General features: G+C 72.5%; 11 protein-coding genes. 8 read left to right on the forward strand and 3 right to left on the reverse strand.

What is annotated here, in order from left to right:
- Window positions 1-7 precede the first annotated feature (7 nt).
- The 3 genes from mnmA to AB0B58_RS03060 are packed head-to-tail and all read left to right on the forward strand — an operon-like array spanning window position 8 to window position 2554.
- Window positions 8-1165 (forward strand): tRNA 2-thiouridine(34) synthase MnmA, encoded by a 1158-nt coding sequence (mnmA, locus tag AB0B58_RS03050; protein WP_360216546.1) that lies wholly within the window; start codon window positions 8-10, stop codon window positions 1163-1165.
- Entirely contained in the window at window positions 1158-2156 is a 999-nt protein-coding gene (locus tag AB0B58_RS03055; protein WP_360216549.1) for a methionine synthase, read from the forward strand. The genes mnmA and AB0B58_RS03055 overlap by 8 nt, the downstream gene beginning before the upstream one ends.
- Before the next feature lie 44 nt (window positions 2157-2200).
- On the forward strand, window positions 2201-2554 hold the full coding sequence (locus AB0B58_RS03060) for a VOC family protein (RefSeq protein WP_360216552.1): 354 nt from the start codon (window positions 2201-2203) through the stop codon (window positions 2552-2554).
- A gap of 12 nt (window positions 2555-2566) precedes the next feature.
- Here AB0B58_RS03060 and AB0B58_RS03065 read toward each other — a convergent pair whose 3' ends face one another.
- A complete protein-coding gene (locus AB0B58_RS03065) occupies window positions 2567-3064 on the reverse strand; it encodes a 2'-5' RNA ligase family protein (RefSeq protein ID WP_360216555.1) in 498 nt (165 codons plus the stop codon).
- Window positions 3065-3295: 231 nt separating this feature from the next.
- Here AB0B58_RS03065 and ligA point away from each other — a divergent pair, with 231 nt between their 5' ends.
- From ligA to gatB, 5 genes are all read left to right on the forward strand, one after another.
- The gene (gene ligA, locus AB0B58_RS03070; RefSeq protein WP_360217442.1) at window positions 3296-5479 is read left to right on the forward strand and encodes an NAD-dependent DNA ligase LigA; all 2184 of its coding nucleotides are present in this window, start codon (window positions 3296-3298) and stop codon (window positions 5477-5479) included.
- A 142-nt stretch (window positions 5480-5621) separates the two neighbouring features.
- Complete coding sequence (locus AB0B58_RS03075; RefSeq protein WP_360216558.1) at window positions 5622-7901, forward strand: EAL domain-containing protein; 2280 nt, start codon at window positions 5622-5624, stop codon at window positions 7899-7901.
- Window positions 7902-7987: 86 nt separating this feature from the next.
- Complete coding sequence (gene gatC / locus AB0B58_RS03080; protein ID WP_360216561.1) at window positions 7988-8287, forward strand: Asp-tRNA(Asn)/Glu-tRNA(Gln) amidotransferase subunit GatC; 300 nt, start codon at window positions 7988-7990, stop codon at window positions 8285-8287.
- Window positions 8288-8292: 5 nt separating this feature from the next.
- A complete protein-coding gene (gene gatA / locus AB0B58_RS03085; protein WP_360217445.1) occupies window positions 8293-9768 on the forward strand; it encodes an Asp-tRNA(Asn)/Glu-tRNA(Gln) amidotransferase subunit GatA in 1476 nt (491 codons plus the stop codon).
- Between the two features lie 117 nt (window positions 9769-9885).
- On the forward strand, window positions 9886-11382 hold the full coding sequence (gene gatB, locus AB0B58_RS03090) for an Asp-tRNA(Asn)/Glu-tRNA(Gln) amidotransferase subunit GatB (RefSeq protein WP_360216564.1): 1497 nt from the start codon (window positions 9886-9888) through the stop codon (window positions 11380-11382).
- 1 nt (window position 11383) lies between these two features.
- On the opposite strand, the gene AB0B58_RS03095 is transcribed toward gatB, so the two are convergent.
- Both AB0B58_RS03095 and AB0B58_RS03100 read right to left on the reverse strand, forming a co-directional pair.
- Window positions 11384-12994, reverse strand: a complete 1611-nt coding sequence (locus tag AB0B58_RS03095; RefSeq protein WP_360216567.1) for a metallophosphoesterase — start codon at window positions 12992-12994, stop codon at window positions 11384-11386.
- Window positions 12995-13047: 53 nt separating this feature from the next.
- Window positions 13048-14187 carry a PQQ-dependent sugar dehydrogenase gene (locus tag AB0B58_RS03100; RefSeq protein ID WP_360217448.1) on the reverse strand — a complete coding sequence of 380 codons (1140 nt, stop codon included), beginning with the start codon at window positions 14185-14187 and terminating at the stop codon, window positions 13048-13050.
- Window positions 14188-14243: the final 56 nt, after the last annotated feature.

The following is a 14243-nucleotide window of genomic DNA, read 5'->3' on the forward strand; positions in this document are numbered from 1 at the left end:
TGCGGGCGTGCGAGTGCTAGCAGCCATGTCCGGCGGGGTCGACTCCGCGGTCGCTGCCGCGCGCGCCCGTGACGCGGGTCACGACGTGACCGGTGTGCACCTGGCGCTGGCGCGGAATCCGCAGACCTATCGGACCGGCGCGCGGGGCTGCTGCACGCTCGAGGACTCCCGGGACGCGCGGCGGGCCGCCGACGTGATCGGCATCCCGTTCTACGTGTGGGACATGGCCGAACAGTTCCACGACAACGTCGTCGACGACTTCGTCGCCGAGTACGCGGCCGGCCGCACCCCGAACCCCTGCCTGCGCTGCAACGAGAAGATCAAGTTCGCCGCGGTCCTGGACCGCGCCGTCGCACTGGGCTTCGACGCGGTCGTCACCGGCCACCACGCCCGGCTCGGCGCCGACGGCCTGCTGCGGCGCAGCGTCGACATGGCCAAGGACCAGTCATACGTGCTGGCCGTCCTGACCCGCGCCCAGCTCGACCGAGCGGTCTTCCCGCTCGGCGACTCGACCAAGACGCAGGTCCGCGAGGAGGCCGCCGAGCGCGGCCTCGCCGTCGCCGACAAGCCGGACTCGCACGACATCTGCTTCATCGCCGACGGTGACACCCGTGGCTTCCTGGCCGCCCGCCTGGGCGAGGCGCCGGGCGACATCGTCGACTCCCGCACGGGAGCCGTCCTCGGCCGGCACGCCGGCGCGTATTCCTACACGGTCGGCCAGCGCAAGGGCCTGGACCTGCGGGTGCCGGCGCCCGACGGCCGCCCGCGCTACGTCCTGTCGATCACCCCGAAGACCAACACGGTCACGGTCGGCCCCCGCGAGGACCTCGCGGTCGACCTGGTGACGGCCACCCGGCCGATCTGGCACGGCGAGCCGACGCCCGTCGAGTGCGAGGTGCAGCTGCGCGCGCACGGCGACGTGGTCCCGGCCCTGGTGACCGTCGGCCCGGACGGCCTGCGGGCGCGGCTGCACACGCAGGCCCGGGGAGTCGCGGCCGGACAGGCCATCGTCGCCTACCGCCCGGATCCGGCCGGCGACATCGTGCTCGGTTCGGCGACGATCGCCGCCGGCGCCGCGGCACCCGGTGACGAGCCGGGCGACCCGGTCTCCGCGGGCCGGGCGACGGCCGGCCCCGGCGGGGCCGGGCCGGAGCACGGTGCCTGACTTCCCCTGGCCGTCCGGCGCGGCCACCGGGCTCGGCTCGCTGCCCGGCACCGACATCTCCGAGGCACAGCGCCTGATCCTGGGCGAGCTGCCCGACCTGCCGCACCTCGCCGAGCTGCCGGATCGTGGGCCGGGCGCCGACATGATCGGGCGCACCGCGGGCCTGCTGGTCGAGCTGCCCGTCCAGCTCTACGTCGGGCGCTGGCAGATGGCGCCGCGCCCGGGCCGGGACCAGCGCCGCATCGCCGACCTGTTCGAACGCGATCTCGATCAGCTCACCGAGCAGGCCGACCGCTACGCCGGACCGATCAAGGTGCAGGCCGCCGGGCCGTGGACCCTGGCCGCGAGCCTCGAGCTGCCGATCGGCGGGCGCATGCTGCGCGACCCCGGCGCCGTGCGCGACCTCACGGACTCGCTTGCCGAGGGGCTGCGTCGGCACGTCGCCGATGTGCGCCGGCGCCTTCCGCGCGCGTCCGTGCTGGTCCAGCTCGACGAGCCGTCGCTGCCGGCGGTCCTCGACGGACACATACCGACCGAGAGCGGGCTGAGTGCGTACCGGGCCGTCGAGGGCTCCAGCGCCGCCGGCGCGCTGCGTACCGTCGTGCAGGCCGTCGGGGTGCCGGTTATCGTGCACTGCTGTGCTCCGGCCGTACCGTTGCAGGTCGTGCGGGACGCCGGGGCCGCGGCCGTCGCGCTCGACCTGGGCATGATCAAAGATCTCGATCCGCTCGGTGAGGCACTCGAGGCCGGCCTCGGCCTGTTCGCCGGGGCCGTCGCCACGCGCCCGGCGCCCGGCGCGGCCCCGCCGACGTCGGCGAAGATCGCGGAGCGGGTGAGCACACTGTGGAGCCGGCTCGGCTTCCCCGCGGCGCGGCTGCCCGGGCAGGTCGTGGTCACTCCCGCCTGCGGCCTAGCCGGCGCCTCGCCGTCCTACGTGCGCGCGGTGCTGAAGGCCTGCCGCGACGCCGGTCGCCGTCTGGCCGAAGTCTGACGATTCCGGCGAATTCGCCGGGTCCGGCCGGGCATCATGCACTCATGATTGGACGTCTGGACGCCGTCGTCATCGACTGCCCCGATCCCCGTGCCCTCGCCGACTTCTACCGCGAGCTCCTCGGCATGCACGTCGTCCGCGACGAGGCCGACCGGGTGACCATCCGGACCGACTCGGACGCGCCGAGCCTGGCGTTCCAGAAGGCACCCGATCTCCTCCCGCCGGACTGGCCGGACCGGAACCGGCCGCAGCAGTACCACCTGGACGTGCGGGTGGACGACATCGAGGAGGCGGAGCGGCGGGTGCTGGCGGCCGGCGCCAAGCGCCTGGACGGCGGCGGTGCCGGCTTCCGGGTGTACGCCGACCCGGTCGGTCACCCGTTCTGCCTGGTCTGGTGAGCGTGCCGCCGCCTACCCGCCGATCGGGAACTCGCGGATGGTGTGCCAGCCGTCGGGTCGTGGCGTACCGGCGATGAGGCGGACCACGTCGACGGGTGCGCGGATCGGCAGCGACGCGGCGACCGCGTCGGCGGCTTCGGCCAGGGCCCGTCTCGGTGCGTCATGGCCGATGGTCAGGTGCGGCACGACGTCGGTGTGCGCGCCCGCGTAGGGCGGTGCCTGGGGAAAGCGCTGCCAGATCGCGTCGGTGAGCGCGCGGAACGGCCGGTCCGGGGAGGGCGCCAGCCAGACCACGGTGTCGCCGAACCACCGGACGTGTGCGAACTCGGTCGTGAACGGCGGGACGGACGCGAGGACCTCGGCGACGGCGGTCAGCGTCTGCTCGTCGAGGTCCTCGGGCGCGAGGAACGGGTACAGAACGGTGACGTGTGCCGGCACACCCCAGCCCGCGGCCCTGTCCAGCACCGCACGCCAGCGGCCAACGGCCTGCTCCACCTGCGGTACGGGCACGATCAAAGCTGTTTGCGGTGGTGACATCCTCGAAGTCTCCGGCCTCGGTCCGGTCGTTCTCCACTCGATTACCTCGCGCCGGGTGTGGCCGGGGCCGCGGGCGCGGCAGCGCGTCGGCGGTCTTGTCGGACCGGGCGACTAACGTGCCGGGGTAGAGGGACGAACACGGAGGTCTTTGCGGTGTCTGAGAAGCAGTCTGTCGAAGCGGAGCCGGCCGTCGCCGCCGAGCAGATCGCGGAGGGCCGGCCGACCGCCGAGCAGGTTGCCGCGGCCGGCAGCGAGCCGACCTCCGAGGCCAGCACCCGCCATGCCGAGCTCAGCGACGAGCTGCGAGGCCATCAGTACCGCTACTACGTGCTCGACTCGCCGACCATCGCGGACGCCGAGTTCGACAAGCTGTTGCGCGAGCTCGAGGAGCTCGAGACCCGCTATCCGGCGCTGCGCACCCCCGACTCCCCGACGCAGAACGTCGGCGGCTCGTTCTCCACGCTGTTCACCCCGGTCGAGCACGCCGAGCGCATGATGTCGCTCGACAACGTCTTCGACGAGGCCGAGCTGGCCACCTGGTCCGAGCGCACCGAGCGGGACGCGGGCGGGCCGGTGCAGTTCCTCTGCGAGCTCAAGGTCGACGGCCTGGCGATCAACCTCACCTACGAGAAGGGCCGCCTGGTCCGCGGCGCGACCCGCGGCGACGGCCGCACGGGCGAGGACGTGACCTCCAACGTCCGCACGATCCGTGAGATCCCCGAGCGGCTGACCGGCGACGACCCGCCCGAACTGCTCGAGGTGCGCGGTGAGATCTACTTCCCGGCATCCGCGTTCGCCGACCTCAACGCGTCGCTCGTCGAGCAGGGCAAGGCGCCGTTCGCCAACCCGCGCAACGCCGCCGCCGGCAGCCTGCGGCAGAAGGACCCGAGGATCACCGCGTCGCGGGGCCTGCGCATGGTCGTGCACGGCATCGGCGCCCGCAAGGGGTTCCGGCCCGATTCGCAGTCACACGCCTATGCGGCGCTGAAGTCCTGGGGGCTGCCGACCAGCGACCGGTGGCGGCTGGTCGGGTCGATGGCCGAGGTGCGCGACTACATCGCCTACTACGGCAAGCACCGCCACGACGTCGAGCACGAGATCGACGGCGTGGTCGTCAAGGTGGACTCGGTCGCCATCCAGGGCCGGCTCGGCTCGACGAGCCGCGCGCCGCGCTGGGCGATCGCCTTCAAATATCCGCCGGAGGAGGTCACCACCAAGCTGCTCGACATCGACGTCAACGTCGGGCGGACGGGCCGGGTGACCCCGTTCGCGGTGCTGGAGCCGGTGCGGGTGGCCGGTTCCACCGTGGCGCAGGCGACGCTGCACAACGCCCGCGAGGTCGAGCGCAAGGGCGTGTGGATCGGCGACACCGTGGTGCTGCGTAAGGCCGGCGACGTGATCCCCGAGGTGCTCGGCCCGGTGATGGACCTGCGGCCGGACAGCGCGCACCCCTTCGTCATGCCGGCCGAGTGCCGCGAGTGCGGCACGGCGCTCGCTCCCGCCAAGGAGAGCGACATCGACATCCGGTGCCCCAACGCCCGGCACTGTCCGGGCCAGTTGCGCGAGCGCCTGTTCTACCTGGCGGGCCGCGACGCCCTCGACATCGAGGTGCTGGGCTACAAGGCGGCCCGGGCGTTGTTCGAGTCCGGTGTGCTGACCGACGAGGGTGACCTCTTCGGCCTGACCGCCGACGACCTGCTGCGCTCGCCGTTCTTCGTCAACATGGACGGCAGCCTGGGCAGCAACGCGGCGAAGCTGCTCGAGAACCTTGAGGAGGTCAAGCAGCGGCCGCTGTGGCGGGTGCTGGTTGCGCTGTCGATCCGGCACGTTGGCCCGACGGCCTCCCGGGCGCTGGCCCTCGAGTTCGGCTCGATGGAGGCGATCGAGGCCGCGATCGAGCAGGACCGGATCGCGGAGTTGTCCGCAGTGGACGGCGTGGGCCCGACGATCGCGGAGAGCCTGCGCGAGTGGTTCGCGGTGGACTGGCACCGCGAGATCGTCCGCAAGTGGCGCGAGGCCGGCGTGAAGATGGCGGAGGAGCGGACCGACACCGGCCCGCGCCCGCTCGCGGGCATGACGGTCGTGGTGACCGGAACGCTCTCCACGCACACCCGTGACGAGGCGTCCGAGGCCGTGATGGGCCGGGGCGGCAAGGTGAGCGGCTCGGTGTCGAAGAAGACCGCCTTCGTGGTGGTGGGCGACAACCCGGGCAGCAAGTACGACAAGGCCCTGTCGCTGCGGGTGCCGGTGCTGGACGAGGCGGGCTTCGCGGTGCTGCTGGCGGAGGGCCCGGAGGCGGCCCGCGAGGTGGCCGAGATCGCGGAGGAGCCGGTCAGGGAACCGAAGCGGAAGGCCGCGGCCAAGCCGGCGGACGAGGCGGCGGGTTAGGCACCCCAAAGGGTGAAGTTCCGAGGGTTCCGCGTTCCGGCGGATATGCCGATTTGGTAACGGCGAGTCTGTTTCGCGTAGTTTTGTCTATGTGGATCTATGGTGAGGAAGATCGTTCGGTCGACACCACCGTGGAGGTCGCATGGATGCCGCACAGCAGCGCAGCTCCATGCCGGGCGAAGGGCAGCCGGGGGACGGCTCGCCCGCGGAGGCCGGCCACGCGGCCGACCACGAGCGCGCTCACCCGGCCGACGTCTCACGCCCGAATGGCGGTCGCGGGCGAGGCCGGCGTAAGGACGGGCCGGCGGCCGGCGGCCGGTTCGGTGAACGGCGAATCGGCGGCGGGGGCCGGCGGGGCTGGCCGCGCCGGGCCGCCGCGGCCCGCGACGCCGGGTGGTCCGTCCCGGCCCGGCGGGGCGCGGTCGTCGCCGTCGGCGGTGCGCTGCTCGTCGATCTCGCACTGTGGGCCGCGCTGCCCGGGGTCTTCGCGGAGCTGCCGACCGGGTTCTGGGTCATGGCCGTGCTCGCCCTAGCGGTCGACGCGCGGCCCTATGTCGTCGCCGACCGGCGGGCCGGCTCGATGATCCCGCCGTCCATCTGTTTCACCTTCGGCATCGTCTTCGCCTGGGGATTCGTGCCCGCCGTCGCCGTGCAGCTGGCCGCGGTGGCCGTCGCCGGCGTACGGATGCGGCAGCCCGCCCGGCGCGTCCTGCACCTCGCGCTTCAGCACGCCGTCGCACTGGCCGGTGCCGCCGCGGTGGCCGCATTCGCCGGGCTGCACTTCGGGGCCGAACCGGGCTGGGACGATGCGCTGCTGACCGTCGCCGCGGCCGCCGTGTGGATCCTCTTCCGCCACGGTATCGACGCCGTCATCGCCCGCTGGTCCGCCGCCGGGCGCAGGCGGCGGGTGCTGCGCTGGGGGCCGGAGCTGTTCGCCACCTCCGCACTGCTGCTACTCGGGCCCGTCGTGCTCGCCGCCGCGCAGGTCGGGCTGGTGCTGGTTCCCCTCGTCCTGCTCGCGCTGCACGCCGTGCATCACATGGTCCGGTCCACCGGGGAGTGCGAGCGGGCCTCCCGGGTAGACGCGCTGACCGGGCTGCCCAACCGGCGCGCGCTGCAGACCTCGGTGGTCGAGTGGGTAGCCGGCGGATCGCACCGGCACGAGTGGCGGCTGGCCCTGTTCCTGCTCGACCTCGATCGGTTCCGCACCGTCAACGACGCCCTCGGGCACACCACCGGCGATCGGCTGCTGGTCGAGGTCGCCCGGCGGCTCGCCGCGGCCGTACCCGCTCATGATCTTGTTGTGCGGCTCGGGGGTGACGAGTTCGCGGTGCTCGCCAAGCGGGTCGACGGGCCGGCCTCGGCCCGGCGGCTCGCCGGTCATCTGGCCGAGGCGTTCGTCCGGCCCTTCGTGCTCGACGGCCTTGTCATCGACGTCAGCGCCTCCATCGGCATCGCACTGCAGCCGGACCGCGGCGGCGACGGCGCCGCGCTGCTCCGGCAGGCCGAGGCCGCGATGTACGACGCCAAGGAGCGCGGCGACCAGGTCGCCGTATACGCCCGGGACGCCGGGCAGCACCCGCCCGACCTGACCCTGCTCGCCGACCTGCGCCGGGCCGTGCAGGCCGAGCCCGGCACGGACCCGGCCGCCGATGGGATCACGCTCTACTACCAGCCGCAGATCGCCATCGCGACCGGCGAGATCGTCGGCGTCGAGGCGCTGCTGCGCTGGCGGCATCCGGTGCGGGGCATGGTCGGTCCCGAGGAACTGCTCCGCGTCGCCGAGCAGACGCCGGTCATGCGGCTGCTGACCAGCCGGGTGCTGCGCGAGGTGATCGCCCAGGTCGCGGCCTGGCACGCGGCCGGGCAGGCCCTGCGGGCCTCGGTCAACGTCAGCGTGCGGGACCTGCATGCGGCGGACATCGCCGAGGAGATCGACGGGCTGCTGCACCGGTACGCCGTGCCGGCCGACCTGTTGCAGCTCGAGATCACCGAGAGCGCGCTGATGGCCGATCCGCACCGGGTGCTGAACACGATCACCAGGCTGGACCGGATGGGCGTTGCCATCTCCCTCGACGACTTCGGCACCGGCTACTCGTCGCTACAGCACCTGCGCCGCCTGCCGCTCTCCGAGGTGAAGGTCGACCGCTCCTTCGTGCTCGGCATGGCGACCGACCGCGGCGACGCCGCCATCGTGCGCTCGGTGACCGCCCTGGCCGACTCGCTCGGCCTGCGCGTCGTGGCCGAGGGCGTCGAGGACGAACGGACCTGGCGGCTGCTGGCCTCCGTGGGCTGTCACGCCGCACAGGGCTGGTTCCACGCTCGGCCGATGCCCGCGCCGGACCTCGCGGAGTGGCTGATCCGCTACCGGCCCCTGCGGCCCGGACGGGAACCGGGCGCCCTGGCGGTGCCGGCGCCGTGAGCGACACCAAGGGAGCCGCCCGCCGCCACGACCGCCCCGGGAAATAGACTCTCCAGGTCAGCGACATCCACCACCAAGGGGGCACGATGGCCGCCATCTCCCGCGAAGAGGTCGCGCATCTGGCGCGCCTGTCGCGGCTCGCCGTGACCGAGCAGGAGCTCGACCAGTTCGCCGGTCAGCTCGACGTCATTCTGCACGCGGTCGCCCGGATCGGTGATGTGGCCGCTGAGGACATCCCGCCCACCTCGCACTCCGTGCCGCTGACCAACATCTACCGCGACGACGTCGTGCAGCCGTGCCTCACGCAGGAGGCGGCGCTCTCCGGCGCGCCCGACTCCGCCGAGGGCCGGTTCCGGGTGCCGCGCATCCTGGATGAGGAGGAATGAGCGCCGTGACCGACGTCACCAGGATGACCGCGGCTCAGGTCGCCGGGCTGATCAGCAGCGGGGAGGCGTCCGCCGTCGAGGTCGCCACCGCGCACCTCGACCGCATCGCCGCCGTCGACGATCGCGTCCACGCCTTCCTGCACGTCGACCGCGAGGGCGCCCTCGCGGCCGCCCGCAAGGTCGACGAGCAGCGCGGCAGGGGCGAGACGCCCGGGCCGCTCGCGGGCGTGCCCGTCGCGGTCAAGGACGTGATCGCGACCAAGGGCGTGCCGACCACCGCCGCCTCGAAGATCCTCGAGGGCTGGAAGCCGCCCTACGACGCCACCGTGGTCGAGCGGCTGCGCGCCGCCGGCACGATCATGCTCGGCAAGACCAACATGGACGAGTTCGCCATGGGGTCCTCGACCGAATACTCCGCCTACGGGCCCACCAACAACCCGTGGGACCTCGGGCGCATCCCCGGCGGCTCCGGCGGCGGCAGCGCCGCCTCCGTTGCCGCCTACGAGGCGCCGCTGGCCATCGGCACCGACACCGGCGGCTCCATCCGGCAGCCCGGCGCCGTCACCGGCACGGTCGGCGCCAAGCCGACCTACGGCGGCACGTCCCGCTACGGCCTGATCGCCTTCTCCTCCTCGCTCGACACCCCCGGGCCGTGCGCGCGGACCGTCGAGGACGCGGCCCTGCTCCACTCGGTCATCGCCGGCCACGACGTGCGCGACTCGACCTCCATCCCGCAGCCGGTCCCCGACGTCGTGGCGGCCGCGCGGCTGGGCGCGACGGGCGACCTGACCGGCGTGAAGCTCGGCATCGTCAAGGAGTTCGTCGGCGAGGGCGCCGAGCCCGGCGTGATGGCGGCCTTCCGCGAGTCCGTCGAGGCGCTCGTCAAGCTCGGCGCCGACGTCGTCGAGGTGTCCTGCCCGCACTTCGAGTTCGCCCTCCCGGCCTACTACCTCATCGCGCCGAGCGAGGCCTCCTCCAACCTGGCCCGCTTCGACGGCGTGCGCTATGGCCTGCGCGTCGGCGACGACGGCAACCGGTCGCTTGAGGAGGTCATGTCGCTGACCCGCGACGCCGGCTTCGGCCCCGAGGTCAAGCGCCGCATCATCCTCGGCACGTACGCCCTCTCCAGCGGCTACTACGACGCGTACTACGGCCAGGCGCAGAAGGTCCGCACGCTCATCACGCGGGACTTCACCTCCGCGTTCGAGCGGGTCGACGTGCTCATCTCGCCGACGACGCCGTTCGTGGCGTTCCCGTTCGGCTCGCGCACCTCCGACCCCTACCAGATGTACCTCGCCGACCTCTACACGATCCCGACGAACCTCTACGGCGGCCCCGCGATCTCCGTGCCGTGCGGGCTGTCCGAGGGGTTGCCGGTCGGCTTCCAGGTGATGGCGCCGACGATGGCCGACGACCGGATGTACCGGGTCGCGGCCGCGCTGGAGTCCGCGGTCGGCACGTTCACCCCGCCGGAGCTCTGATCCGCCGCGCCGGGCCGGTTCGCCGGCCCGGCGCCCGCACCCCGGGCCGAGCCGGCCCGCACGCCCACTAGTCTTGATTGGTTCCGTCCGGATGTCGCGAGACCTGGAGTTCATCGCATGAGTACGACCGTGCTGCCCTCGTACGAGGACGCGATCGCCCGTTACGAGCCGGTCATCGGCCTGGAGACGCACGTCGAGCTCGGCACCAACACCAAGATGTTCTGTGGCTGCCCGACCGTCTTCGGCGGCGAGCCCAACACCCAGGTCTGCCCGGTCTGCCTCGGCCTGCCCGGCGCGCTGCCGGTGGCCAACCGCGCCGCCATCGAGGCGACCATCCGCATCGGCCTCGCGCTGAACTGCGACATCGCCCCGTGGTGCCGGATGGCCCGGAAGAACTACTTCTACCCGGACATGCCGAAGAACTTCCAGACCAGCCAGTACGACGAGCCGCTCTGCGTGGACGGCTACGTCGACGTCGAGGTCGACGGCGAGACCGTGCGGATCGAGATCGAGCGCGTCCACCTCGAGGAGGACACCGGCAAGTCGCTGCACGTCGGCGGCGCCACCGGGCGCATCCACGGCGCGACCGAGTCGCTCGTGGACTACAACCGGGCCGGCATCCCGCTGGTCGAGATCGTCACCAAGCCGGTGCCGGGCATCGGCGCCAAGGCGCCCGAGGTGGCCAAGGCCTACGTGACGGAGCTGCGCGACATCATCCGCTCGCTGGACGTCTCCGACGTGCGGATGGAGCAGGGCTCGATGCGCTGCGACGTGAACACCTCGCTGAACCTGCCGGGCGAGGAGTGGGGCACCCGCACCGAGACCAAGAACGTCAACTCGCTGCGCTCGGTCGAGCGCGCGGTCCGTTCCGAGATCATCCGCCAGGCGATGCTGCTCAGCGGCGGCACCCGCATCTTCCAGGAGACGCGGCACTTCCAGGAGGACACCGGCGACACCCGCCCGGGCCGCTCCAAGGAGACCGCGACCGACTACCGCTACTTCCCCGAGCCCGACCTCGTGCCGATCGCGCCGGACCCGGCATGGGTCGCGGAGCTGAAGGCCTCGCTGCCCGAGCTGCCGAGCGTCAAGCGCGCCCGGCTCGCCGAGGAGTGGGGCATCTCCGCGATCGACATGCAGTCGGTGGTCAACGCCGGCGCGATCGAGCTCATCGAGGAGACCATCGCGGCGGGCACGAGCCCGGCCGGCGCCCGCAAGTGGTGGATGGGCGAGCTCGCCCGCCGCGCCAACGAGACCGGCGTCGAGCTGGCCGAGGTCGGCGTGACCCCGGCGCAGGTGGCACAGCTGCAGGGCCTCGTCGACGCGGGCAAGCTCAACGACAAGCTCGCCCGCCAGGTCCTCGAGGGCGTCGTGGCCGGCGAGGGTGACCCAGCCGCCGTCATCGCCGCCCGCGGCCTCGGCGTCGTCTCCGACACGGGCGCGCTCACCGCGGCGGTCGACGCGGCCATCGCGGAGAACCCGGACATCGCCGCCAAGATCCGCGACGGCAAGGTCGCGGCGGCGGGCGCCCTGGTCGGCGCGGTCATGAAGACCACCCGCGGCCAGGCGGACGCCAAGACGGTACGCGAGCTGATCCTCTCCCGCCTCGGCGCCTGACTCAGCGGCTCGGCGGCGGGTTGTTCGGCCTGATGGCCGGGGTCACGCCGCTGAAGACCGACGGGTTCGTGGTCGGCTCCGGCTCGGTGCCGATCACCTTTCGCTGCATCGTCACGTTCTGCTCGCCCGTGCCACCCAGCTGGATGTCGTCGTAGGCCTTCAGCGCCTGGTTCTCGTCGAAGTACAGCACCGACATCATGAGCGGCGTCGGCTCGTCGTCCTCCAGCCCGCGCAGGCCCGCCCCGCCGGTCGAGCCCTGCACCATCAGCCGGGTCTCCATAGGCGCCTGCGTCGTGGCCGACGGCGACGGCACCGGCGTCGGCGCGGCCGAGGGGGAGGCCTCGAGCGCGGGCGCGGCCAGCATCCTGACCTCGCGCTTGTGCAGGTGCCCGGCCAGCACCAGCGGCACCACACCGGACAGCGGGGGCGCCATCGCCGGGTCGTGCACCATCGCCATGCCCACCTTCGTCTTCGACTCCCGGATCGTCGTCGCCAGCTTCTCGCCGCTGGCCAGCATGGGTGACGAGCCGAGATCGTCCGCGTTGCCCGGCGGATTCTCGCTCTTGTCCGGAGTGAATTCCGGGTCGCCGATGCCCGCGATGGTCAGGCCGTTGACGGTGACCATCGAGTCGTCCAGCACCTTCGCGTTCTTCTGCCGGGCGACCGCGGCCTGGATGGCCAGCGAGTCGTGGTTGCCCCGCACATAGATGTACGGCACCCCGAGCTGCCCGATCGCGCTGACGTACGACGTCTCGGCGCCGCTGCCCCAGTCGACGATGTCACCCGTGTCGACCACGGCGTCGATGTCCCACTGCTTGATGACCGTCTCGATCACGCCCCAGGAGCTCGGGTTCAGATGCAGGTCGGAGACGTGCAGCAGGCGGGTCGTGTTGCCCGCGGGATCGAAGACCGGCAGCGCCGAGACCGTGGTGTAGATGCGGCTGACGTTGCTGACGAGCTGCTGGAGCTGGTCGGAGTAGCGGCCGTAGTTGTCGGCGATGCGCCGCGCGTCACCGACCACCGCGGGCGCGTTGACCAGCAGGCCCTCGTAGCGGGGCTCGCTGACCGAGTCCGGGCGGATGGTACCCACCGCGAGCGCCAGGCTGCCGCCGGTCACCACCAGCGCCAGGATGCCCGCGGCCGCCACCCGGCGGATGTTCCGGAAGATCAGCGCCGAGAGGATCAGCGCGCAGACGATCGCCGCGCCCATCGCGCGCAGCCCGAGCTGCAGCACGCCCTTTGTCACGTCGTCGACCGCCGACTGGCCGGCCGCGCTGATCGCCGTCGGATCGTCGATCAGGGCCTCGGTGCGCTCCTGGTCGAGGGCGCCCAGGTCGACCTTGAGATGGATGGGGCCGTCGTGGCTGTCGAGGTGCAGCGAGCCCAGCGGTGGGATGTCCACCTCGGTGCCGCCCTTGATCGACGGGCTGATCGACATGTCGGCGCGGAACGGGCCGACGGCTATCTGGGACTGCGCGAACAGCATCGTGCCGACGAAGACGCCGAGCAGGCTGACGGCCAGGACGGCGGCCCAGATGCGGAGACGGTGAGCCCACGGGCGCGCCCAGGTCCGGCGTACCGCGGCGGCCGCCACAGAGATCTTCTCGTTCATGGTCAACGGCTCACCTGCCCCCCGTGTGCCGGATCGTCGGACGGTTACGTCCGTCAGCTCAGGCCGGCACCGCCGCCCGAGAACACCAACCGGATGATCATGTCGTCGTCCGGGCCCGGCTCGCCGCCTTCCTCCTGGTTGGAGGTGGTGACCCAGAGCGAGCCGTCCGGCGCGGCGATCAGGCCGCGAAGGCGCCCGTACTCGCCGGCGAGCAGCTCGTGTGGCCGGCCCAGCAGGGTGCCGTTGCCCGTGACGTCGACCATCCACAGCCGCTGGCCCTGCAGGCAGGCCGTCGCGATCATGCTCTCCAGGGTCGCGACACCCGAGCAGTACGAGTCCTCGATCGGCCAGCTCACCAGGGGGTTGATGAATTTCGCGTCCGAGCCCTTGCCGTCGATCTTGGGCCAGCCGTAGTTCTTGCCCTTCTGAATCACGTTCAGCTCGCCGTTGGTCCGCTGGCCGGACTCGCTGGCGTACATCTTCTTGCCCGCGTCCCAGGCTATGCCCTGCACGTTGCGGTGACCGGAGGACCAGACAGGCGAGTCCTTGACGGGGTTGCCCGGTGCCGGCTTGCCGGCGGTCGTGATCCGCAGGATCTTGCCGCCGAGGCTCTTCGGGTTCTGCGCACTCGCGCCGGCGGTGCCGTCGCCGGTGGTCACGTACAGGAAGCCGTCGGGGCCGAAGGCGAGCTGGCCGCCGTTGTCGTTGCGCGAGCGGGGGATGCCGGTGAGGATCGGCTGCGGCTTGCCCTTGAGCTTGAGCTTCGCGACGCGGTTGTCCTTCGCCGTCGAGTAGTAGACGAAGACGGTGCCGTCCTGCGCGTACTTCGGGGACACGGCGATGCCGAGCAGGCCACCGTCGCCGCCGGGCTCGGGCTCGGAGAGGCGCTGCACCTCGGTGACCTTGAGGCCCTCGGCGTCGGACCCGGGGCCGACCCGCAGGATCCGGGCGGTGTCCCGCTCGGTGACCAGCGCGCCCCCGTCGGGCAGGAACGCCAGCCCCCACGGCACCTCGAGGCCCTTGGCCAGGACGGTGACGGCGGCGGCGCGCTCCTCGGCGCTGTCCGGGCCGGCGGAGACGGACGGGGTCGGCAGGTTCGGCGGCTCGCCGGCGACGTCGGGATCGGGCGGGCCGAAGCTGCACGCGGTGGTCAGGGCCAGCACGGTGGCCAGCGTCAGGGCACCCAGCGTCACGGCACCCGTGCGGACCCGGGGACTGCGCTTGATCACACCGACCTCCTCGTTTCCCG

It is taken from the genome of Actinoplanes sp. NPDC049118 (genome assembly GCF_040648555.1).
In the GTDB taxonomy this organism is placed as follows: Bacteria; Actinomycetota; Actinomycetes; order Mycobacteriales; family Micromonosporaceae; genus Actinoplanes.